General features: G+C 60.0%; 20 protein-coding genes, 1 tRNA gene and 1 other RNA gene. 11 read left to right on the top strand and 11 right to left on the bottom strand.

All coding sequences use genetic code 11. From position 1 onward, the window contains the following. From AC2S2E_RS13980 to mscL, 4 genes are all read right to left on the bottom strand, one after another. Entirely contained in the window at positions 1-540 is a 540-nt protein-coding gene (locus tag AC2S2E_RS13980; protein ID WP_486522769.1) for a pseudouridine synthase, read from the bottom strand. Next, positions 540-1,676: a JmjC domain-containing protein gene (locus AC2S2E_RS13985; RefSeq protein ID WP_486524609.1), complete on the bottom strand. Its 1,137-nt coding sequence runs from the start codon at positions 1,674-1,676 to the stop codon at positions 540-542. Before AC2S2E_RS13985 ends, AC2S2E_RS13980 begins: the two co-directional genes overlap by 1 nt. A gap of 168 nt (positions 1,677-1,844) precedes the next feature. After that, positions 1,845-2,209, bottom strand: a transfer-messenger RNA (tmRNA) gene (ssrA, locus tag AC2S2E_RS13990). A gap of 55 nt (positions 2,210-2,264) precedes the next feature. After that, complete coding sequence (gene mscL / locus AC2S2E_RS13995; RefSeq protein ID WP_486522770.1) at positions 2,265-2,702, bottom strand: large conductance mechanosensitive channel protein MscL; 438 nt, start codon at positions 2,700-2,702, stop codon at positions 2,265-2,267. 130 nt (positions 2,703-2,832) lie between these two features. Between mscL and AC2S2E_RS14000 the strand changes: the two genes are divergently transcribed. From AC2S2E_RS14000 to AC2S2E_RS14010, 3 genes are all read left to right on the top strand, one after another. Beyond that, on the top strand, positions 2,833-3,393 hold the full coding sequence (locus AC2S2E_RS14000) for an NUDIX hydrolase (RefSeq protein ID WP_486522771.1): 561 nt from the start codon (positions 2,833-2,835) through the stop codon (positions 3,391-3,393). A 74-nt stretch (positions 3,394-3,467) separates the two neighbouring features. After that, positions 3,468-4,568 (top strand): LacI family DNA-binding transcriptional regulator, encoded by a 1,101-nt coding sequence (locus tag AC2S2E_RS14005; protein ID WP_476103517.1) that lies wholly within the window; start codon positions 3,468-3,470, stop codon positions 4,566-4,568. Then, positions 4,565-4,876, top strand: coding sequence for a hypothetical protein (locus tag AC2S2E_RS14010; protein WP_486522772.1), 312 nt, complete (start codon positions 4,565-4,567; stop codon positions 4,874-4,876). The genes AC2S2E_RS14005 and AC2S2E_RS14010 overlap by 4 nt, the downstream gene beginning before the upstream one ends. A 2-nt stretch (positions 4,877-4,878) precedes the next feature. On the opposite strand, the gene AC2S2E_RS14015 is transcribed toward AC2S2E_RS14010, so the two are convergent. Beyond that, complete coding sequence (locus AC2S2E_RS14015) at positions 4,879-6,318, bottom strand: DEAD/DEAH box helicase (protein ID WP_486522773.1); 1,440 nt, start codon at positions 6,316-6,318, stop codon at positions 4,879-4,881. A 147-nt stretch (positions 6,319-6,465) separates the two neighbouring features. Then, the gene (locus AC2S2E_RS14020; RefSeq protein WP_486522774.1) at positions 6,466-7,080 is read right to left on the bottom strand and encodes a hypothetical protein; all 615 of its coding nucleotides are present in this window, start codon (positions 7,078-7,080) and stop codon (positions 6,466-6,468) included. A 175-nt stretch (positions 7,081-7,255) separates the two neighbouring features. Between AC2S2E_RS14020 and AC2S2E_RS14025 the strand changes: the two genes are divergently transcribed. After that, positions 7,256-8,686, top strand: coding sequence for an FAD-binding oxidoreductase (locus AC2S2E_RS14025; protein ID WP_486522775.1), 1,431 nt, complete (start codon positions 7,256-7,258; stop codon positions 8,684-8,686). A gap of 115 nt (positions 8,687-8,801) precedes the next feature. Then, a complete protein-coding gene (locus AC2S2E_RS14030) occupies positions 8,802-9,587 on the top strand; it encodes a SapC family protein (protein ID WP_476103507.1) in 786 nt (261 codons plus the stop codon). A 92-nt stretch (positions 9,588-9,679) separates the two neighbouring features. Here AC2S2E_RS14030 and AC2S2E_RS14035 read toward each other — a convergent pair whose 3' ends face one another. Next, a complete protein-coding gene (locus tag AC2S2E_RS14035) occupies positions 9,680-9,865 on the bottom strand; it encodes a hypothetical protein (RefSeq protein WP_486522776.1) in 186 nt (61 codons plus the stop codon). Between the two features lie 59 nt (positions 9,866-9,924). Further along, positions 9,925-10,872 (bottom strand): N-formylglutamate amidohydrolase, encoded by a 948-nt coding sequence (locus AC2S2E_RS14040; RefSeq protein ID WP_486522777.1) that lies wholly within the window; start codon positions 10,870-10,872, stop codon positions 9,925-9,927. A 145-nt stretch (positions 10,873-11,017) separates the two neighbouring features. On the opposite strand from AC2S2E_RS14040, the gene cpdR reads away from it, so the two are divergent. The 3 genes from cpdR to AC2S2E_RS14055 all read left to right on the top strand — a co-directional run bounded on the left by cpdR (position 11,018) and on the right by AC2S2E_RS14055 (position 13,232). Continuing rightward, positions 11,018-11,392 (top strand): cell cycle two-component system response regulator CpdR, encoded by a 375-nt coding sequence (gene cpdR, locus AC2S2E_RS14045; protein ID WP_168604570.1) that lies wholly within the window; start codon positions 11,018-11,020, stop codon positions 11,390-11,392. Positions 11,393-11,520: 128 nt separating this feature from the next. Beyond that, positions 11,521-11,595 (top strand) — tRNA-Val (locus tag AC2S2E_RS14050). Positions 11,596-11,756: 161 nt separating this feature from the next. After that, the gene (locus AC2S2E_RS14055; RefSeq protein ID WP_486522778.1) at positions 11,757-13,232 is read left to right on the top strand and encodes an oligosaccharide flippase family protein; all 1,476 of its coding nucleotides are present in this window, start codon (positions 11,757-11,759) and stop codon (positions 13,230-13,232) included. Here the strand turns inward: AC2S2E_RS14055 and AC2S2E_RS14060 are convergent. After that, positions 13,229-14,128 carry a glycosyltransferase family 2 protein gene (locus AC2S2E_RS14060; protein ID WP_486522779.1) on the bottom strand — a complete coding sequence of 300 codons (900 nt, stop codon included), beginning with the start codon at positions 14,126-14,128 and terminating at the stop codon, positions 13,229-13,231. The two genes, AC2S2E_RS14055 and AC2S2E_RS14060, sit on opposite strands and share 4 nt — an antisense overlap. Positions 14,129-14,391: 263 nt before the next feature. On the opposite strand from AC2S2E_RS14060, the gene AC2S2E_RS14065 reads away from it, so the two are divergent. After that, a complete protein-coding gene (locus tag AC2S2E_RS14065) occupies positions 14,392-15,615 on the top strand; it encodes an NADP-dependent isocitrate dehydrogenase (protein WP_476103359.1) in 1,224 nt (407 codons plus the stop codon). Between the two features lie 153 nt (positions 15,616-15,768). On the opposite strand, the gene AC2S2E_RS14070 is transcribed toward AC2S2E_RS14065, so the two are convergent. Continuing rightward, on the bottom strand, positions 15,769-16,497 hold the full coding sequence (locus AC2S2E_RS14070) for a tetratricopeptide repeat protein (protein ID WP_486522780.1): 729 nt from the start codon (positions 16,495-16,497) through the stop codon (positions 15,769-15,771). A gap of 198 nt (positions 16,498-16,695) precedes the next feature. On the opposite strand from AC2S2E_RS14070, the gene AC2S2E_RS14075 reads away from it, so the two are divergent. Together AC2S2E_RS14075 and AC2S2E_RS14080 are read left to right on the top strand one after the other, a co-directional pair. After that, the gene (locus tag AC2S2E_RS14075) at positions 16,696-18,474 is read left to right on the top strand and encodes a cation:proton antiporter domain-containing protein (RefSeq protein ID WP_486522781.1); all 1,779 of its coding nucleotides are present in this window, start codon (positions 16,696-16,698) and stop codon (positions 18,472-18,474) included. A 17-nt stretch (positions 18,475-18,491) separates the two neighbouring features. After that, a complete protein-coding gene (locus AC2S2E_RS14080) occupies positions 18,492-19,034 on the top strand; it encodes a hypothetical protein (RefSeq protein ID WP_486522782.1) in 543 nt (180 codons plus the stop codon). Between the two features lie 58 nt (positions 19,035-19,092). On the opposite strand, the gene alaS is transcribed toward AC2S2E_RS14080, so the two are convergent. Continuing rightward, on the bottom strand, positions 19,093-21,741 hold the full coding sequence (gene alaS, locus AC2S2E_RS14085) for an alanine--tRNA ligase (protein ID WP_486522783.1): 2,649 nt from the start codon (positions 21,739-21,741) through the stop codon (positions 19,093-19,095). Positions 21,742-21,805: the final 64 nt, after the last annotated feature.

Here is a 21,805-nt window from a genome sequence, read left to right on the forward strand (position 1 = left end):
TCAAACCTCTTTCCATTCTCCCTGCGCCAGACCGTCCAGCGACCAATCCCCCACGCGCCATCGCACCAGACGCAGCGTCGGATGCCCGACCGCCGCCGTCATGCGCCGAACCTGACGGTTGCGCCCTTCGCGGATGGTCAATTCGATCCAGCAATCCGGCACGGTTTTACGAAAACGCACCGGCGGATTGCGCGGCCACAGATCGGGCGTATCGATTCGCCTCACGCCCGCGGGCAAAGTCATCCCGTCCTTTAACCGCACCCCCCGCCGCAGGGCTTCGAGCGCGGCATCATCCGGCTCGCCCTCAACCTGCACCAGATAGGTCTTTGCCGCCTTGTAACGCGGATCGGCGATGCGCGCCTGCAACCTTCCATCATCGGTCAACAGCAGTAGCCCCTCGCTGTCATGGTCGAGCCGACCGGCGGGATAGACGCCGGGCCGTTGAATGAAATCGGCCAGTGTGGGCTTGGGCGGGCCGTTGGGCTCGGGCGTAAACTGGCACAGGACGCCAAATGGTTTGTTGAAAAGGATGAGCGCCATCAATCCTCATCCTCAAAACCCAGACTGCCCTGATTGATCAATGTTGTCAGCAAAGTGAGCGCCGCGCCTTCGGCCTCTCCATGCCACTGCGCCTGCGCACAAAGTTCCGCAGCCAGTTCCGCAACCTTGTCGTCGCATTCATGGCAAACGCCATCAACAAACAGCAAGACCCCCTGCCCTCGACGGATAAACGCGAAACGCTGTGCCGGATTGCGATGCAGGGCATTACCTTCGGCCAACATGGCGGCAACCGCATTCTCGTCCATCTGTTCTTCGGGGCGCCAATCGGTTTCGGCATATTTGGACAGGCTGTTGTAATGGCCAAACCAGCGGGCAAAGGCATCACGATCCGACAGGGCCGACAGAACCATGGCCTGCAATTTGTCGAGCGCTTCGGCTGTGATCTCGCCGGGATGCGCCTGAACCGTCAGGTCGGGGTCGGCATAGCGGTCGTCCTCGGCCATGGCGTCCACCTGATGCGCCGTCCATGCTTCGGCCAGTTCAGCGCGTGAAGGCGCGCGAAAACCGATCGAATAGGTCATGCAATCATCACCGACGGCCACGCCATCATGGGCAAACCCGGGCGGGACATAGAGGATATCGCCCGGCTCCAGCACCCAATCGCCCTCGGCCTCGAAATCCTCGATCAGGCGCAGGTCATCATGGGGCACCAAAGGCGTTTGAGCATTGCACACCGGCCCCACACGCCAGCGCCGCTTTCCCAAACCCTGAATGAGGAAGACGTCATACTGGTCGTAATGCGGCCCCACCCCGCCCCCGTCATTGGCATAGGAAACCATGACATCATCGATGCGCCAATCGGGCACGAAACGGAACGGTTCAATCAAGGCCGCCACATCGGGTACGTAATGATCGACGGCCTGCACCAACAGCGTCCATGGCTCCTTGCCCAGCGTGCCAAAGCGCTCCTCGGCAATCGGGCTGCGCTCCAGAGCCAATTTGCCGCCCGAATGGGTGATAAGGCGCGATTCGACGCCTTCTTCACACGCCAGCCCCGCCAGTTCATCCGGTTCTAGCGGATTGGCCCAGCCCTTCCACGGATTGCGGATCAAAAGCGGGCGCTTTTGCCAATTGGAGGCAAGGAAAGCGGCGACATCGAAATGGGCAAATTGCATGGACGCGCTCATGCGCTTTCCGGGGTCATCTGTCAAAATGTCGGGAATGGGTGGGGCGGTTCTGTTGCTAGGCCCGCGAGTCTGACCGTTTATCGGGGCGCCGTGCGACCCTTGCATAAATCATAAATAAGGTGAGGAGATTCTGTTGCTAGGCTCCCCTCAGGCCCCCGAATTCCCTTCTGTTACCCGGTGGGTTCAACCGTGTTCTAGGTTTGTAACTTCAGCCCGTTAAGGCCTAGAATTACGCAGCCAGAGCAAGTGCTTCGTTGTCGTTGGCACTTATGAGTTTTGAGCCTTATACGGGTTACTCAGCCCGGGCAAAAACAGCGCTTTTCAACACACGTCGATCCTAGTTCGGCCCCATCAACACCCCCGCGACAACGGGGCCTTGGCATAAATGCCAAGTAGTGATGGTGGAGCCGCCGGGTACCGCCCCCGGGTCCGCTGCATCTATTGCACGCCGCAATTTATCACCATAGCCGGTCGAAACCGGCGAGGGACGATATAGGCGCAATTCGTAAAAAGAAAAGGGGGCCTGCCTGCTTTTCCGCAGGTGCCCCCTTCCCTTCGATATGATGCTGTTACGCCTCAACGAGCCTTAAGCGCGTCGCGGATTTCGGCCAGCAGTTCGACCTCGGTCGGGCCTGCGGGCGCGGCGGGAGCTTCAGGTGCGGCAGGCTTGGCGGTTGCCTTGTTGGCGCCCTTGACGATCAGGAAGATGACAAATGCCATGATCAGAAAATTGATCACCGCCGTCACGAACGACCCATAACCCAGCATCGCCACCCCGGCCTTTTTCAGCGCAGCATAGTCCGTCACCGCGCCCGTATAGCTTTCGGGAATTTCGCCCAGCAGAATGAATTTGGACGAAAAATCGATGCCGCCCGTGATCTTGCCAATCACCGGCATAAGAACGTCATCGGTGAGCGAGGACACGATTTTACCAAACGCACCGCCGATGATCACACCGACCGCCAGGTCCAGCACGTTGCCACGCGCGATAAAGGTCTTGAATTCCTGAAGCATGATGCCTTCCCTCTTCTTGCTGACACAGGGGTGCCACAGGGTGATGTTAACCACAACCACCTATCAGCCTACGCACTTGCACTTTGCGCGCCTCAGGGGTTAACCCCTGCACAGGAATACGGAGCCGTTGATGACCAAGGAAAAGATCGTCCAGACCTGGCGTGAAAGCGAAGAAAAGGTGGTCTGGCAGGGGCGCTTTATCGCGGCCAAGCAGCGCGGCAACTGGGAATATGTCAGCCGCGCGCGCAACATCCGCGCCGCCGTCATTCTGGCCATTGACGAGGAGGATCATGTCCTTCTGGTCGAGCAATATCGCGTTCCGCTGCGCAAGACCTGCCTCGAACTGCCCGCAGGACTCGTGGGCGATCAGGCGGACAATGAGGACGAAGTGGCAACCGACGCCGCCCGCCGCGAATTGATCGAGGAAACCGGCTATGACGCGGCCCGAATGGAGGTCGTGGGCGAATTCTACTCATCCCCCGGCATGGTGACGGAAAGCTTTACCCTGCTGCGAGCGCATGGGTTGACCAAGGTCGGCCCCGGCGGCGGGGTGGATGATGAAAATATCATCACGCATCGCGTGGCTCTGGCCGAAATTGACGCTTTTGTTGCCGCCCGCCGCGCCGAAGGCATGGCGATCGACGTAAAGCTGTTGATGCTTCTGGCGCCTCAGATTATTGCGCGTCGGTGAAATCCACCGATTGCGCGCAAAGTGGCCCAATGGCCTCTGGACAAGTGATAGCAAAGAGGGCCAAGACCCACGCCATGGGGGAAGATGATCGCCAAGACACAGACAAGCTCCACTCGACCCAAGAGGTCGGTGGGCTGATCGACGCCTCCAAGGTGAAAAAGCGCTATCGCGTGACATCCTTTGACGTGGCCGCCGAGGCTGGGGTGAGCCAGTCGACGGTCAGCCGCGCCTTGGCCGGAGATCCGGTGGTCAGCGAGGCAACCCGCGCGCGCGTCGCGGCGGCGGCGGCCAAGCTGAATTATCACGTGGACGAAAATGCCGCGCGGCTGCGCACCGGGCGTACCGGCACTTTGGCCGTGGTGGTGATTTGCCGCCCGGATGAAGATATCAAGAATTTCAACCCCTTCCACTTCGCCCTGTTGGGCAGCGTCTGCGCCGCGGCCTCACGCCGCCGCCATGAAACGATCGTATCGTTTCAGGGGGCGACGGACCACCTCTGGGGCCTGTATCAGGAACAACGCAAGGCCGACGGCTTGATCGTCATTGGCACCAGTGAGAACTGGGATGCGTGGGACTATTTCCACTCTATCGCCGCCGAGGGCGCGCATCTGGTGTGTTGGGGCAGCCCGCATGAGGATCTCGATTGGGTCCGTTCGGACAATATCGGCGGGGCGCGGATGGCGACCCAGCATCTGATCGATTCGGGCTATCGCGACATCGTCTGCATCGCATCGGAAACCTCGGCCCAGCGCCAGTTTAAGGAGCGCTATGAAGGTTATGCCGAATTGCTGCGCGAACAGGGCATGGTGCCGCGCCTGATCACATTTGAGGAAGGCATGAGCCGCGACGAACAGGGCCGCCGCGCCGCGGTCGAACTGATCCGTTCGGGCGTGCCTTTTGATGCTATCTTTGCTTGCTGCGACGAAATGGCGCTGGGCGCGCTTCGGGTCTTGCGCGAACAGGGGATTTCGGTGCCTGAACAGGTCGGCCTGATCGGTTTCGACGGCATCCGTGCGGGCGCGCATTCGGCCCCGCCCCTCTCCTCGGTGGAACCGGATTTCCAGACGGCGGGCGAGGTTCTGGTGGACCGCTTGCTGTCGGTGATTGCGGGCACGCCGGGGGCCAAGAAGCGCGTGCCGGTGCGGCTGTTGCCGAGGGGGAGTAGCCGCCGTTGATCTGGGTTTGGCGAGGGCTGATTGCGCTTCTCGCCACCTACCCAGTCTATTTCTCGTTTAATCTTATTATCCATGAAATCGTCACCGACGATCTGGCGACATGCGGCAGCGTTCCGCTTTCCATGGGCTTGATCCTGAGCGGGTCAGCACTGATTCAAACCGCTTGCCTTGCGCTTTGGCGCGCCACCTATGCGGCAAGCGCGCGATTTCAGGCGCACTGGATAGCGACGCCTTTCGCGCTGCCCCTGATTTATCTCGTATGGCTATCCCTTTTCGCGCCACAGTGTATCATCACCGTGGCGCGATAATCCTATCCGAGGGCCGATACACCCAGAAATTCGGGGATAGGACCGTTCCATTCGCCCGGCTTTGACGGCGGATCATTGTCGCGCCAACGACCACGGCTGCGGTCTTCGCTGCGATGGTCATGGCGAGAATCGCGACGCGGGCGTTCATCACGGGCAAAGCGTTCTTCGCGAGTGGCACGTTCCTCACGCGGTGCACGCTCTTCGCGCGGTGCACGTTCCTCACGTGGCGCACGTTCGGCCTTGCGTTCAGCTTGGCGTTCACGCGGCTTTTCGACCTTATGCGAGGTACGCTCCGCCTTATCTTCGGCCTTTTCAACCTTGTGGTCGATATCCAGCTTGATTTCCGGAATCGGCCCGCCGGTCAGTTTCTCGACATTCTGGATCGCTTCGAGATCAGCATCGCAATAGATCGTAAAGGCGCGGCCCGTCGCGCCGCCGCGACCTGTTCGGCCAATGCGGTGGACGTAATCATCCGGGTGCCACGGCGTGTCGAAGTTGAAGACGTGGCTGACGCCCTTTACATCCAACCCGCGCGCGGCGACGTCGGATGCGCAAAGAATGTTGATCGAGCCATCCTTGAACCGGTCCAATTCGGCAATACGGCTCGACTGATCCATGTCGCCGTGAATTTCGCCGGCGGAAAAGCCGTGACGCTTCAGGCTCTTGGCCAGTTCGCGCACGGTGGTCTTCTTGTTGGCGAAAATGATCGCGGTCGACACATTGTCGTGGCGTAACAGATGGCGCAAAACTTCGCGCTTCTGCTTGGGGCCACACTTGACCTTGTGCTGGGCGATGCTCGAATTGTTCGAAGCGGGGCGCGCAACCTCGATATACTTCGGATTGCTCAGGAACTTGTCGGCCAGCTTCTTGATCGGCGGCGGCATGGTCGCGCTGAACAACAACGTCTGACGCTGGGTCGGAAGCTTGGAACAGATCGTCTCGATATCGGGAATGAAGCCCATGTCGAGCATCCGGTCCGCTTCGTCGATGACCAACAGGTCGCAACCCGTCAGCAGGATCTTGCCCCGCTCAAACAGGTCCATCAAACGGCCCGGTGTCGCGATCAACACGTCCACCCCGTCCGACAGCGCCTTGACCTGATCGCCCATCTGGACGCCACCAATCAGCAGCGCCATCTTGAGATCATGGTTCTTGCCATATTTCTCGAAATTCTCGGCCACCTGCGCGGCCAATTCGCGCGTGGGTTCAAGAATAAGGGAACGCGGCATCAGCGCGCGGCGGCGGCCATGCGCAAGAATGTCGATCATCGGCAGCACGAAACTGGCGGTTTTACCCGTACCCGTCTGGGCGATGCCGATAAGGTCGCGCATCATCAGCACGGAGGGGATGGCCTGCGCCTGAATTGGCGTGGGCGTGTCATAGCCAGCAGCGATTACGCTTTGCAGCAATTCATCGGAAAGGCCGAGATCGGCGAAACTCATGGGTTTTGGGTGTTTCCGCAATAAGGGGCATCCGTCCTACCCGTGGCCGGATGTGCAAAACCGCCGCCTTGGCGGACAAGGCGGCGCGGGTATCGGCGGATTAGCGCCAATTCTGGGCGAAAGTCAAGAAAATCGCCGTATAACGCCTTAACGACGCGCCGGAACTTCGACCAGGGCGTGCAAATCGTGAATCACGCAATTGGCGCCGGAACGAGAATGGATCTTGTCCCGTTCGATGCAGATCTGTCCGTCGGCATTCCGTTCGACGTAAAAACCGGAATAGAAATCATGCGCATGGCACGATTTGTCCAGCCCAGCCGTCACCACCCGCGAATCGCGCAAAAAGAACAGCAACCGGTTTTTAGGCGCACTTTGCACACTGACAATCGCCGACGCAGGCAGGCATTTGCCCATATTGCGTTCTTCGAGTTTGACCGGGCGATCATCCCGATCATTCTCCATCACAAAAACCGGCGGCGGCACCGGCGGGCCGGGCGAAATGCGGATCGAGAATTGCTGTTGAATGCGGACCTGTTGATAGTCATCGTCCAGCACGACACCATGCATTTGCATGGCATGCCATACTTTCTCACCCGTTTCGACCAGGGGGGCCGCCACAGCCGGCGCGCCACCATTCATCCAGCACAAAAGCCCAAGCGAGGCAGCGATTCCCCCCAACGCCCAACGCCCACCACCCCGGCGCAGGCCAGAGCCAGCGCCGATCTTGTGCAACCATGGAATGGGAAAGGGATGCTTCACCATATATTTGCTTGGTTCCACCCGTCCTGTCGGCGGGCGAACATGTAACCCTCATGCTTGTTTGTCGGTTGTTTGGCATAATCACATTTGTTTGAACAGCCGCTTAACCCTGCACCCAAACCATGATGGCAAAGGCGATGGCTGGATGCTGATCCGCGGCTGTGGCATAGGGCGCGCCATGACCCAAACCGACACTTTTCTCGCCGCCGCCGCCCAGCTTCTTGGCCCGCGTGGATTGACCTGTGATCCTGACCTTCTTGCGCCATGGCTGACCGATTGGCGGGGGCGCTATACGGGGGCCGCGATGGGCCTGGTCTCGCCCGCGGACAGCGCGCAATTGGCACAGTTGATGGCTCTGGCCCATGAACATGGCGTGGCGCTGGTGCCGCAGGGCGGCAATTCGGGGATGAGCGGCGGGGCAACGCCGGACGCCAGCGGGACATCCCTGCTGGTATCCTTGCGCCGGATGAACACGATTGGTCCAATCGATCTTGAAAATCGCCGCGTCACATGCGGCGCAGGCGTGGTTCTGCAAAATCTGCATGAAGCCGCCGAGGCCGTCGGCCTGCGCTTCCCCCTGACTCTGGGGGGCAAGGGTTCGGCGACGGTGGGCGGGTTGATCTCGACCAATGCAGGCGGAACGCAAGTGTTGCGGCACGGCAATATGCGTTCACAGGTTTTGGGGCTGGAGGCGGTTCTGGCCGATGGGTCGATCTATTCCGCGCTGACGCCTTTGAAAAAGGACAATCGCGGGTTTGACCTCAAACAGCTCTTTATCGGCAGCGAAGGAACGCTGGGCATCGTCACGGCCGCCACATTAAAACTGGAGCCCGCCCTTGCCGATCGCCGCGTGATTTGGGCCGGGGTGGAGAGCATTCAGGCCGCCCGCGCGCTTCTACTCCACGCCGAAAAGGCAGTGGGCGAGGCGCTGGAAGGCTTTGAGGTCATCCCTCACCCCAGCTTGTTGGCGGTGTTCGATTATGCCCCCGACATGCGTTCGCCGCTGGAAGGCGCACATGCATGGTACGCCCTGATCGAAGTGGTGGCCGATGCGGCGGCGGCGCCAACTTTGGGCGACCGGGTGGAAGCGATGTTGGCCGATGCGTTCGAGGCGGGCCTGTTGCAGGACGCAGCCATCGCCAACAGCGAATCGCAGGCCGAGGCCTTTTGGGGCCTGCGCGAAACCGTGCCGATGGCCGAGCGCAGCAAAGGTCCGGCCAAACAGCATGATATCTCCGTTCCGGTGGAAAAAATGCCCGACTTTATCACCGATGCCATTGCAAAGGTCGAAGCGGCATGGCCTGGCACCCATGCGGTGGCCTTCGGACATCTGGGCGATGGCAATGTGCATTTCCACGTGATCTCTCCACAGGGCAGCGAACGCGCCGCATGGGAGGCCGGCGACGGCAAGGCGATCAGCCGCTTCGTCCACGATCTGGTCACGCAATGGGGCGGATCATTAAGCGCCGAACATGGCATCGGTCAGATGAAAGTGGCCGAATTGCAACGTCTGGGCGATCCGACATCCTTGGGCCTGATGCGCGCGGTCAAGGCGGCTTTGGACCCCAAAGGCATACTTAACCCCGGAAAGCTATTGCCCTCTGCGTGAAACAGCGCACAGATGGCCCCGCTCGGCCCTTGCGCTGGGCAAAACCGGGGCTTATGGCCTGCAACCTGATTTTTTAGCCTAGGGGCCTTCGCGCCCCAGTTTTCGGAGAGACCCCATGGCCAGCGCGCCGCAGAACGCCAACCTGCCGCTGTTCTACAACGACCTCGTTCCGCTCAACAGCCGGGACCACGCCAATTACAAGAGCCAGAGCACCGACAAGGCGACCTGGTTGATTGGCCAGCACGCTGTTCCGCTGACCGTGGAAGAATTCCCGCAGGCCGCACGCCATTTCCCCATCGTGTTTTCGAGCGGCGATCAGCCCGTTCCGCTGGCGCTGATGGGTCTGAACGAAGGCGTGAACGTTTTCGTCGATGCCGAAGGCAAGCTGACCTCGGAAGTTTATGTGCCGGCCTATGTCCGTCGCTATCCCTTCATGCTGGCCCGCCTGACGCCCGACGCACAGGAACTATCGCTGTGCTTTGACCCCACCACCAACCTGCTGGGCGAAGAAGTCGATGGCGCGCCGCTGTTCGACGGCGAAACCGCCAGCGAAGCCACCAAGAACATGCTGCAATTCTGCGAAAACTTCGAAGAAGCCGGCATGCGTTCGGCCGCTTTCGTTGAAGAGCTGAAGAAGCACAACCTGTTGATGGAAGGCGAAGTCGCCATCCAGCAGGAAGGCAATGACCAGCCCTTCGTTTACCGCGGTTTCCAGATGGTCGATCAGGCTAAGCTGCGCGAAGTGCGCGGTGACGTTCTGCGCGGCTGGAACCAGTCGGGCCTGCTGCCGCTGCTGTTCGCCCACCTGTTCAGCCTCGACCTGCTGCGCGAAATCTTCGCCCGTCAGGTTCAGCTGGGTCTTGGCCCGGTGGTGGTTCCGCAGGTGGCTCCGGTCGCCTGATCCACGCCGACATGGCCTGAATTCAGGTCGTGATCGATACAAACCCCGCCCGGCATTGCGCCCGGCGGGGTTTTGTTTGCGCAAGTCAAATTTCACGAACCAAAAAGGATAAAATTCAACTCGCCGTATTTTTCCACCAAAGTGATGTATTTTGTCACTTCCACCCTTGCCAGCAGGAAAATGTCAGCGTAATACACACTTATCCGGTTGGCGCTTCCCTCATGGCCCGGCCGGTCTAGTGCAACTTCGGTTGCACTTCCTCCCTGAACCTTGGCCACCTCGCGCATTGCGCGGGGTGGTTTTTTATTATCTTCAGGCTTTTAACGGCGGTATCGCCTCACTCTGCGGCGTCCGACATGGGCAATGTGCGTCCCCCCATCGCCGCCACTTGCGCGCCCAGCGAAAGAATCAGCGATGTAAGTAAGCGAGCCATCGCATCAAATCCGTCACCCAATTCGACAAGGTTTGGGTCAAGATAGGTTGCCCGGTCGATCTCTAACTGCATCGCATGAAACCCGTGGCGGGGCGCCCCATGATGGTCCAGCGCGAATCCCCCCGCATAGGGCCGGTTATGCGCCGCCAGCACCGCGCAAGTCGAGAAATGCGAAAAGCACTGCGCCACCAAGGCACCATTGCAACTGGCCCCGAAACGATCGCCCACCACGATGGAGGCGGCGTTCTGCCCATTGATTCGCGGCAAAGGCGGCATGGAATGCAGGTCGATCAACAACACCGCGCCCCAACGCTCGCGCTCTTGCGACAAAATGTTCGCCAATTCGGTGTGATAGGGCGCGTGGATGCCTTCGATTCGTTCGGCCACCTCCGCCGATGACAGGCGGCCACGCCATATATCCCCCAAGCCCGGCAATCGTCGCGGCACCAGTCCCAACCCGCTGCGCGCGCGGCCATTGGGCGGCGGTGCGCTTTGCGCCGCCATGCCCAGCATATCCCAATCGACATCATCATCGGCCCGGTTGAGATCCAGCATCGCGCGGGGCGCATGGGCCAGCAGCAAGGCCGCCCCAGTCTCACGCGCAATCGCTTCGCCCAACCTGTCGACCATACGATCTTCAAGCCGCAGCGACGCCATTTCGGGATGACGCATCCGCGCCAGAATATCGGGAGGATAGCGCCGCCCACCATGGGGCACCGCAATCACCACCGGAATGCGCGAAACCACAGGCGCTATCACCGAATAGGACGCTTCATCCAGCCCCGGAATAACACCGCCATCACGGTGCATCACCGTGTGCGAATCGCAAATATAGGGCCGTTTTCCATCCATCCGCCCACAGTGAAACCTTCGCCCGCGCGTGTCAAAGTTAGGACCCTGCCCCAAGGGTGTTTCAAATCAGGTCATGCCGAAAATGGCGCAAGAAATCGCCCGCATGGCGCGTTATAAGCAGGGCAACGAAAAGAGAGATAACGCCATGATCCGAATCCTGCTTGCCGAAGACGAAGCCGCCATGCGCACCTATCTGGCCCGCGCCTTGGAAAATGCTGGTTATGACGTGGTGGCGGTGGATCGCGGCACGGCGGCCCTGCCCTATCTGGAGCGCGAACATTTCGACTTGCTGCTGTCGGACATCGTCATGCCCGAAATGGACGGCATCGAATTGGCCCAACGTTGCGCCGAGGTCAGCCCCGATACCAAGGTGATCTTCATCACCGGCTTTGCCGCCGTCACGCTCAAGGCAAGCCGTGAAGCGCCCCAGGCCAAGGTGCTTTCCAAGCCCTTCCACCTGCGCGATCTGGTGGCCGAGGTGCAGCGCGTATTCGGCCAACCCTCGCAAATCAGCGTGTAAACAGGGCCTTAGAGAAAAATATTACATTTTTTCGCATTAGCCTCTTGCCATAATCGCGGACCACCGTTAGAGGCCGCGTCACACCCGGCGGACGCCAACAACGCCAACCGGGATGGTTTGAAAAGTGTGGGCGTATAGCTCAGTGGTAGAGCACTGTGTTGACATCGCAGGGGTCGGAAGTTCAATCCTTCCTACGCCCACCATTCAAAAACCCGCCAAGCTGCAAAGCTGGCGGGTTTTTTGATTCTGGTAATCAGGTCGCTGCATCGCCCCCTGCTCTCAGGATAAATCTTTACCTCTGCCGGTATAAATCATCGGCACTATGATCGCTGCCCATTCCCATCATTCGGTCGATTGCTGACCCATGTCGATTCGAGCCTCCATCGCATGGTCCATGGCGACGCAATATCTGGCCTTTGTGATCCAGTTCGGCGTCAGCGTCATCATCTCGCGGCTCTATCTCAGCCCGGCGGAATTTGGCGTCTATTCGGTGGCGCTGGCCTCCTCGATGCTGGTCTCGATGTTTCAGGATGCCGGGATCACGCGGTTCGTTTCCGGACAACAGGCGATGGACCCGGCCCATGTGCGTGACTATGCCGGGATCGCGGTTTCGATTGCCTGCGGCGTCGCGGTGGTTCTGGGGGCTTTGGCGCCGGTCATTGGCTATTTCTACGGCAACCCGACGCTGGTGCCGCTAACGCTCATCATTGCCGGGGCCAGCTTTATCAGCCCCTTCGCGCTAATCCCGGTCGGTCTGCTGACGCGAGAGATGAATTTTCGCGCGCTGTTTATCGCCAATATTTCCAGCGCTCTGTCGGGCGGCCTGCTCAGCATCTATCTGGCCTCGCGCGGGATCGGTCCTTCGGCGCTGGCCTGGGGGCTGCTGCTGGCGGCGATCCTGCGGACGGGACTGGTGATGCGTTTTCGGACGGTCTGGCCGCGAATTCCGCGTGAGTGGGCCACTGCGCGACCACTCCTCTCTTTCAGCGCCAATTCCTTTTTCATCAGCGCCAGTGGCGCGATCGGCATGCGCACGCAAGACCTGATCGTAGCACGCCTGCTGGGTGTAACCGCGACGGGCCTGTTCAGCCGCGCCACCGCTCTGTCGGCGCAATTATCCACCTTGGTCACCAGCGGGCTGACATCGGTGTTCTATGCCGCCTTTGCGCGCAAACGGGATGCGGGCGATCCGCTGGCGCCGTCCTATCTGCACCTGACGGCCTGCAATACGGCGGTCAATTGGGCCGCGATGGTGGGACTGGGATTGGCCGCAGGGCCCCTGGTGCATTTGCTCTATGGGCCGAAATGGGCGGGCGTGGTGCCGCTGCTGAAATGGACCGCGATTTCGGAAACCTTATTCGTGGCGATCCCGCTGCAAATGGATGTGCCGATCCTGTTAGGTCGCATCCGCACATTGATCTGGGTGAACTGGATCGACACCGCCATCATTCTGGCCTGCCTTACCATCGCCTGCTTCATCGGCGTCGAGGCCGCCGCGGCCAGTCGCATCGTCTATGGTCTAATCTGGGTGGGTATCTATGGCGTATTTCTGGGCCGCCTGATGCACTTTCGTTTTCGCAGCCTGCTCCACATCTATTGGCGCAGCGCGGTGGCGGCCTATGGCGCGGGCATTCCCTTGATTATTGCGCAAAACTGGCTGGGCATGGGCGCGGCAGACATTGGCTGGGGCTTGCTGATTGCGCTTTCGCTGGCGGGAATTCCCTGCTGGCTGGCCTGCCTGTTTCTGGTTCGCCACCCGGCCACGATTGAAATCCGCAACATCGGATTGCGGATGTATTCTATTGGAATGGAAAAGCTGGGGCGCCGCTCGGCGGCCTAAGCCGCGCGAGGTTTGAGCAGAGTGGCGGCGTAACTGGCTGCCACGCGCAGTTCCAATTCGTCGCGGAACAATTCGGCCGCCGATCCGGCCCCCACCAGACGGCGCGCCGCGCAACCGGCAATCTTTCGCCAATACCACCTCTGGGCCAGCATGTTTGGGCGGGACAACAACGTGTCGCAGGTGGCCAGATCGCGCCCTTCACGCAGCGCCCATTGGCGGAAATATTCCCGGCTGACGCGCGCTGGTTGCAACAGGTGGGTCACGCCAAAATCAGGGCAATAGAACCCGCGCTTGCCCTGATCGGTCAACCATTGGTTGAGCCAGCGATCCTCCGCCGTGTTGAAGACTTCAGGATAGGGACCGAATTCGTCGAAAATCCTGGCCCGCAGCGCGCAATTCCCCTGCGTCAACATGCCGTGAAAGCCGGGGGCGAACTGTCGCCGCTCCGCCCCATGGTCAATAAAACCAAGGGCGCCATTGAACCCCGACGGCAACCATTCCGGCAGACTGCTGCCCGCGGGAAAAAGGACCGGGCCGGCGATATAGTCCGTTTCGGGATCGGCAAATTCGCGCCGAATCGCCTGAAACCAGCCCGGTACGATGCGTTCATCATCATCGAAACAAGCGACGATCTCCGAGCTGACATGAACCAGCGCAGCGTTCAACGCATGTTGAGGACCGGGGCGCGCTTCATAGAGCGGCACCAAAGTTTCGCCATAGGTTTGGCACAAAGATTGCAACAATGCCGCCGTCCCATCACTCGACGCATTATCGACCACCAGCAGGCGAGCATTCACCCCGCGCATATCGGCGGCAAAGAAAGACGCCACCGCATCGGGCAACATGTCCGCCCGATTATGCGTGCGCAAAATGACATCAACTTCAAGGGCAGACATGGATGGCTCCAACCGCATGGGGCCTGATCACTTCAGGCAGGCGTTCCGGTCATGATAATCTAGGGCATCGGCGTTAAAATAGCCTTGCCCAGAGCCGGAAAGGCGGCTGAATGCCGTAGTTGCGCCAGATTTTTGATATGACTTCGCAATATCAAAAACATTCCGTCTTATGCAACCCACATTGCGAAAACCCGCCCTTGCGCGGCGGAAATCCTATGCTACGGGGGAAGGCAAGCCAATCCACCCCAGGGAAGATAAAGCACATGGCAAAAATCAAGGTAGCCAACCCCGTCGTCGAAATCGACGGCGATGAAATGACCAAGATCATTTGGCAGTGGATCCGTGAACGACTGATCCTGCCCTATCTCGACATCGACCTGAAGTATTACGACCTGTCGGTGGAAAATCGCGACGCGACCAACGACCAGGTGACGGTCGATTCGGCCAACGCGATCCGCGAATATGGCGTCGGCGTAAAGTGCGCCACGATCACCCCGGACGAAGCCCGCGTGGAAGAATTCAACCTCAAGGAAATGTGGAAGTCGCCCAACGGCACGATCCGCAACATCCTGGGCGGCGTTGTGTTCCGCGAACCCATCGTGATCAGCAACGTGCCCCGTCTGGTGCCGGGCTGGACCGACCCCATCGTGGTTGGCCGTCACGCCTTTGGTGACCAGTATCGCGCCACCGACTTCCTCGTCCCCGGCCCTGGCAAGCTGCGCCTGGTGTTTGAAGGCGACGATGGTCAGGTGATCGACCGCGAAGTGTTCAAGTTCCCGTCGGCAGGCGTCGCCATGTCGATGTACAATCTGGATGATTCGATCCGCGACTTTGCCCGCGCATCGTTCAACTATGGCCTGTCGCTTGGCTGGCCGGTGTATCTGTCGACCAAGAACACCATTATCAAGAAGTATGACGGTCGCTTCAAGGACCTGTTCGCCGAAGTCTTCGCCACCGAAGGTTTCGCCGAAAAGTTCAAGGAAGCCGGCATCCACTACGAACACCGTCTGATCGACGACATGGTGGCCTCGGCCCTCAAGTGGTCGGGCAAGTTCGTTTGGGCGTGCAAGAACTATGACGGCGACGTTCAGTCGGACACCGTGGCTCAGGGCTTTGGCTCGCTGGGTCTGATGACCTCGGTTCTGATGTCGCCCGACGGCAAGACCGTCGAAGCCGAAGCCGCCCACGGCACCGTGACCCGTCACTATCGCCAGCACCAGCAGGGCAAGGCGACCTCGACGAACCCGATCGCCTCGATCTTCGCGTGGACGCGCGGCCTGATCTATCGCGGCCGTTTCGACAACACCCCCGAAGTGGTGAAGTTTGCCCAGACGCTGGAACGCGTCTGCATCGAAACCGTAGAAAGCGGCAAGATGACCAAGGACCTCGCGCTGCTGATCGGCCCCGAACAGGGCTGGCTGACGACCGAAGCGTTCTTCGAAGCCATCGTGCAGAACCTCGAAGCCGAAATGGCCAAGGAAGCGTAATCGCTCCTCGATCATTTGACGACGAAAAGAGAGGCTCGGGAAACCGGGCCTCTTCTTTTTGGCGCGTTTTGCGCGGGCTGAGATCAAATAAAAAGGGCGCCTGCGTTAACAGGCGCCCTTCAGCTTCCCCCCTGAAAGAGGGTCATTAGGGTCTTAGCCGCCCTTCTGTTCCATCGCACCGCGCTTGCGGGCAATATATTGCAGTTCGCCCAGCGCGATCTTGTTTTGCGGATCGTCGCTCAGGCTGTCCCGATAAGCTTTCTCCCCACCTTCGAGATCACCCTTGTCCACCAGCAGATAGCCGATGCCGCGCAAAGCCGCTGCGCGATATTTCTGCTGGCCCGGCGCCGATGCCAGTTCAGCAGCATGGCGATAGGTTTCCATGGCCAAAGCCTTGTCCCCGCCGGCGCGATAGGCATAGGCCAGTTCGACAAAATAACGCGGATAGTCGGGCGAAAGCTGGGTCAATTGCTCCAGCGCTTCGATCGCGTCGGTGCGGCGGCCCAATTCGGTCAGAGCAAAAGCGCGCAAATAGAGTGCATCGCACAGATCCGCGTCCAGCACCTTTACCCCGCGCGCGACCAAACCGTCATGCTGGCAATAGGGCTTTGCCCCGCTGGCCTTGCCGGCCATTTGCAGCTTGCCCATTGCCGGTTCGAGCAAAGCCAGCGCATCGGCCGAACGCCCCGATCGCATCAGATCCATGGCCGCCGCAACCGGAGAAAGAGCCATCGAAGTCGACGGGCTTTCCACCTGCACCGCGGCGGCCATGGTCACCGGCGTAGCAAGATCGGCGGCCTGAGCCGGGATGGCGAGCACGCCAGCGGCCGAAACCGCATATCCCGCCAGGTACAACCAAATCCGCTTACCGGTCTTACGCATCCAACAAATCCCCAAACTTCTTTTCGTTGCATTCTGATTATCCGATTCGCCCTTTCACGCAAAGCGAAAAATGCAACGCCAATTGCGTAAAACGCAACAATGGCTATTTTTGTGACCAGCCCATGACAATTTCGCCACGTTCCATGTCCGGGCGGGTTCGACCGTGACATATCCGCCACCATCGCTTAGCCTGCGGATATGGCTCATGTTTCATTCTCCCCTTCGACACCGCTTGGTGACGCGCTGGTCATTCTGGGCGCGGCGGGCATCGTAATTCCGGTTTTTGCACGTTTTCGCATTACGCCGGTGATCGGCTTCATTCTGGTCGGGCTGTTGGTCGGCCCCTACGGCCTTGGCCGCCATGTGGCCGACGCCCCGTGGCTGGCCTATGTCACGATCACCGACGCACAGGCTTTGGCGCCTTATGCCGAATTCGGCATCATCCTCCTGCTGTTCTCGGTCGGCTTGGAGCTGTCTTTCGACCGCCTTTGGGCCATGCGCAAACAAGTGCTGGGATTGGGCGCAGCCGAATTGCTGGTGGCGGCGCTGGTTCTAGGTATCGGCCTGAAAATGATGGGACAGAGCGCCGTCGGATCGGTCGGCCTTGGCTTTGCCCTGTCCATGTCGTCGACGGCGCTGGTCTTGCCGATTGCCGGATCGACCACTCCGGTTGGACGCGCTGCCTTGGCCATGCTGTTGTTTGAAGATTTGGCGCTGGTGCCGATCATCTTCCTGCTGGGTGCGCTGGCCCCGCGTGCGGGCGGCGCCGATTGGGTCGAACTGGCGCAAACGCTGGGTTATGGCGCGCTGGTCGTCGCCATTCTGATGGTCTTTGGCCGCTATTTTCTGCCCCACCTGTTTGCGCAGGCGGCGCGGACCAAAAGCCCCGAACTCTTCCTGTCGGCCAGCTTGCTGGTCGTCATCGTCGCGTCCCTTGCAACCGCAGGCGTCGGCCTTTCGCCCATCGTTGGCGCGCTGATCGCGGGCCTGCTGATCGCCGAAACCGAATATCACACCGAGGTCGAGGGTATCACCGCGCCCTTCAAGGGGCTGGCTCTGGGGATTTTCCTGATCACGGTGGGCATGAGCATCGATCTGGCCGCTGTTGCGAGAAACTGGGTTGCGATCCTTGCCGCCACGGCCGGTGTCGTCGTGGTCAAGGCGATAGTGACAGGCGGCATCCTTCGCCTGACTGGCGCGCGGCGCGGCGTCGCAACCGAGGCGGGCATCCTGATGGCCAGCCCTTCGGAAACCACCCTTATCGTTCTGGCCACGGCCAGCAGCGCGGCCCTGATTGCCCCCGGCACCGCCCAGTTCTGGCAGACGGTGACGGCCTTCGGCCTGACCGTAACGCCATTGCTGGCGTGGGCGGGACGGCGCCTTGCCCGCCGGGTTGACGCCGCAGGGCAAAATGCGCCGTCGCTGGACGAGGAAAGCCCGCCACACGCCGTCATCATCGGTTTCGGCCGGGTCGGGCGATTGGTGGCCGACATGCTGAAAACGCATGACAAACCCTATGTCGGCGTCGATTCCGACCCCGATCTGGTGGCCGGCGCCTTGCGTCAGGGCTATCACGCCACTTTTGGCGAAGCCTCGTCAAACCACATGATCGAAAGGCTCGGCCTTGAACGTGCCAATTGCGTGATCCTGACCATGGATGAACCGCGCACAGCCCAACGTTTGGTCAAAAAATTGCGCGCACAATATCCCGAACTGCCGATCCTGGCCCGCGCGCGCGACACAATCCACGCGGCGACCATGTATCGCGCCGGCGTCACCCATGCGATCCCCGAAACGCTGGAGGCAACCTTGCAATTGTCCGAAGCGGTGCTGGTCGAATTGGGCGTGCCGATGGGCTTTGTCATCGCCTCGATCCACGAAAAACGTGACGAATATCGCGAAACGATCATGCAAGACGGGGGCCTGACTGAGAAGCCGAAGCTCAAAAGCTCAACCCTTCGCGAACGCGCAGGATGAGAAAGCGCTACAAGGTCTTGGCATTTACATTGGCCGCGCCATTTGTGGCGACGTTCCTTTTGAACAACCCGGCCCAATATGTGCATTGGTCCGACCGCGCCAAGAATATGACCTGGATGATAGGTTTACCTTGGGGTGCCCCTTGCGAAACCTATCATACCGAAAAAAACGCGGATGGCTCCACTTTCGCCTACACCTCCACCGACGATTCCCCCAAATGCATCCGCTATGATCCGCCGCGCCAATTCGACGGCATCTGGTGGGACGAATTTGAAGGGGAAGCCTATTGGGACTTTGCCCGCATCGTGCCGATGGAGGACGGAAAACCCGATTTCGGCGGGGCGGCATGGCTGCAATTCGATTTGGCGCAGATGGCAGGCAAAGATATTGACCGCAATAATGGCCACGAAAAACCTTGGCATATCCGCTTCATCGGCAGGAAGACCTCGGTTCCCGGCTATCACGGTCATTACGGCCATTTTCGCCACAATGTGATTGTTGAACGGATCATTTCCTTGGAGCCGATGCCAAGGCCCAAAGGCTATAAAAACAGCTTCTAAACAAAAAGCCGCCGCAGGTTTCCCCGCGACGGCTTATTTGTTTTCTATTCGGGCAAGATTACCCGGCAATCACCGCCTTGACCGCGGCAATCGCATCAGCAGCCTTGGAACCATCCGGCCCGCCGCCCTGCGCCATATCCGCGCGGCCGCCACCGCCCTTGCCACCAAGCGCCGCAACACCGGCGCGTACTAGATCAACCGCGCTGACCGTTCCGGTCAGATCGTCCGTAACGGCAGCGGCGATAGCACCCTTGCCGTCGTTGACCGCAACGATTACGGCCACGCCGCTGCCCATCCGCTGCTTGGCCGTGTCGAGCAGACCGCGCAATTCCTTGGCGTCCAGACCGTCGATAACCTGACCGCTGAAGGTCACACCATTGATGGTTTCGTCCGCCGCCTGCGCCGCAGCGCCGCCGCCGCCCAAAGCAAGCGCCTTCTTGGCCTCGGCCAATTCGCGCTCCAGCTTTTTGCGTTCATCAAGCAAGGCCACAACGCGGGCCTCCACTTCATCAGGCGTCGTGCGCAGCGCCGAAGCCGCAGCCTTGAGTTGCTCCTCGCGGTTCACAAGCCACTGGCGCGCGCCCTCACCCGTCAAGGCTTCGATGCGGCGCACACCGGAAGATACCGCACTTTCACTGACGATACGCAGAACGCCAATATCGCCCAAAGCGCGAACATGGGTGCCGCCGCAAAGTTCGACCGAGAAATTCTTGCCCTCGGCCTTGCTGCCCATCGAAAGCACGCGAACCTCTTCGCCATACTTCTCTCCAAACAGCGCCATGGCCCCTGCGGCAATCGCATCCTCAGGGCTCATCAAACGGGTGCTGACAACTTCGTTGCCGCGAATTTCCGCGTTCACTTCCGCTTCGATCGCCGCAATATCCTCGGCCGTCAGAGCAGTGGGCTGCGAAAAGTCAAAACGCAACCGTTCGGGCGCAACAAGCGAACCCTTCTGCGTCACATGCCCGCCCAAGCGGTTGCGCAAGGCCGCGTGCAAAAGGTGCGTTGCAGAGTGGTTCGCACGGATCGCATCGCGACGCGCCACATCGATCGACAAGGCCACCGCATCGCCCACCTTGACCGTGCCGCTTTCAACCTTGCCGCCATGGGCGTGCAGTCGGCCAAGCGGCTTTGCGGTGTCGTTAATGGTGATGGACAGACCGTCAGCGCCGGTAATCGTACCGGCATCGCCCATCTGACCACCCGATTCGCCATAAAACGGCGTCTGGTTCGTGATGATCGTCACGGCATCGCCCGCGCTGGCACTTTCGACTTCCTTGCCATCCTTGACGATGGACACGATCTGCGCTTCGCCGGTGGTGCTGGTGTAACCGGTAAATTCGGTCGCGCCGACGCGTTCGGTAATATCGAACCAAACTTCCCCGGCCGCAGCCTCGCCGCTACCCTTCCATGCCGCGCGAGCAGCGGCTTTCTGCTGCGCCATTGCGGCGTCAAAACCATCCTTATCGACACTGATCCCGCGCGAACGCAGCGCATCCTCGGTCAAATCATAAGGGAAGCCGTAGGTGTCATAAAGCTTGAAGGCCGTTTCACCGGCCAAAGTACCGCCCTCGCCCAAACCATCGGTGGCTTCATCAAGCAGCTTCAGCCCCTTGTCGAGCGTCTGGCGGAACTTGGTTTCCTCACGCTCCAGCACTTCCTGAATCAAAGCCTGCGCACGGCCCAGTTCCGGATAGGCCGCGCCCATTTCGGTCACCAGTGCGGGCACCAGACGGTGCATCAAGGGATCCTTGGCGCCCAGCAGATGCGCATGACGCATCGCCCGACGCATGATGCGGCGCAGAACATAACCGCGACCTTCATTGCTGGGCAGAACGCCGTCAGCCAACAGGAAGCTGGTCGAACGCAAGTGGTCGGCAATCACACGATGGCTGGCGCGCGTATCGCCCTCTGCCTTCACACCCGTCAGCGATTCGCTGGCCGAGATGAGAGCCTTGAATGTATCGATGTCGTAATTGTCGTGCTCGCCCTGCATGACCGCCGCGATACGTTCCAACCCCATGCCGGTATCAATGCTGGGCTTGGGCAGGCTTAAGCGCGTGCCGTCAGCCTGCTGCTCGAACTGCATGAACACGAGGTTCCAGATCTCGATGAAGCGGTCACCATCTTCCTCCGGCGACCCCGGAGGACCGCCCCAAATGTGATCGCCATGGTCAAAGAAAATCTCGCTGCACGGACCGCAAGGCCCGGTGTCGCCCATCGACCAGAAATTGTCACTGGTCGGAATGCGAATGATGCGATCATCCGAAAGACCGGCGATCTTTTGCCACAAGCCAAAGGCCTCATCATCAGTGTGATAGACCGTGACCAGCAGCTTGTCCTTAGGCAGGCCCCACTCCTTGGTCAGCAAGGACCATGCATGCGTGATCGCCTGTTCCTTGAAATAGTCGCCAAAGGAAAAATTTCCCAGCATTTCAAAGAACGTGTGGTGACGCGCCGTATAACCGACATTGTCGAGGTCATTGTGCTTGCCGCCCGCACGAACACATTTCTGGCTGCTGGTTGCCCGCGGGATCGCGCGCGTTTCAAGACCCGTAAAGACGTTCTTGAACGGGACCATGCCTGCGTTCGTGAACATCAATGTCGGATCGTTATACGGCACGAGCGGCGCGGACGGCACCACATCATGGCCGTTCGAGCCAAAATATTCGAGGAAGGAGCGGCGGATTTCGTTCGTCGAGATCATGGGGCCTGCCGATAAGCTACCAAAGGGCGGTGGACAAGCAGGAAGGCGCATTCAGAGCCATCGT

It is taken from the genome of Novosphingobium sp. 550D, from assembly GCF_057401885.1.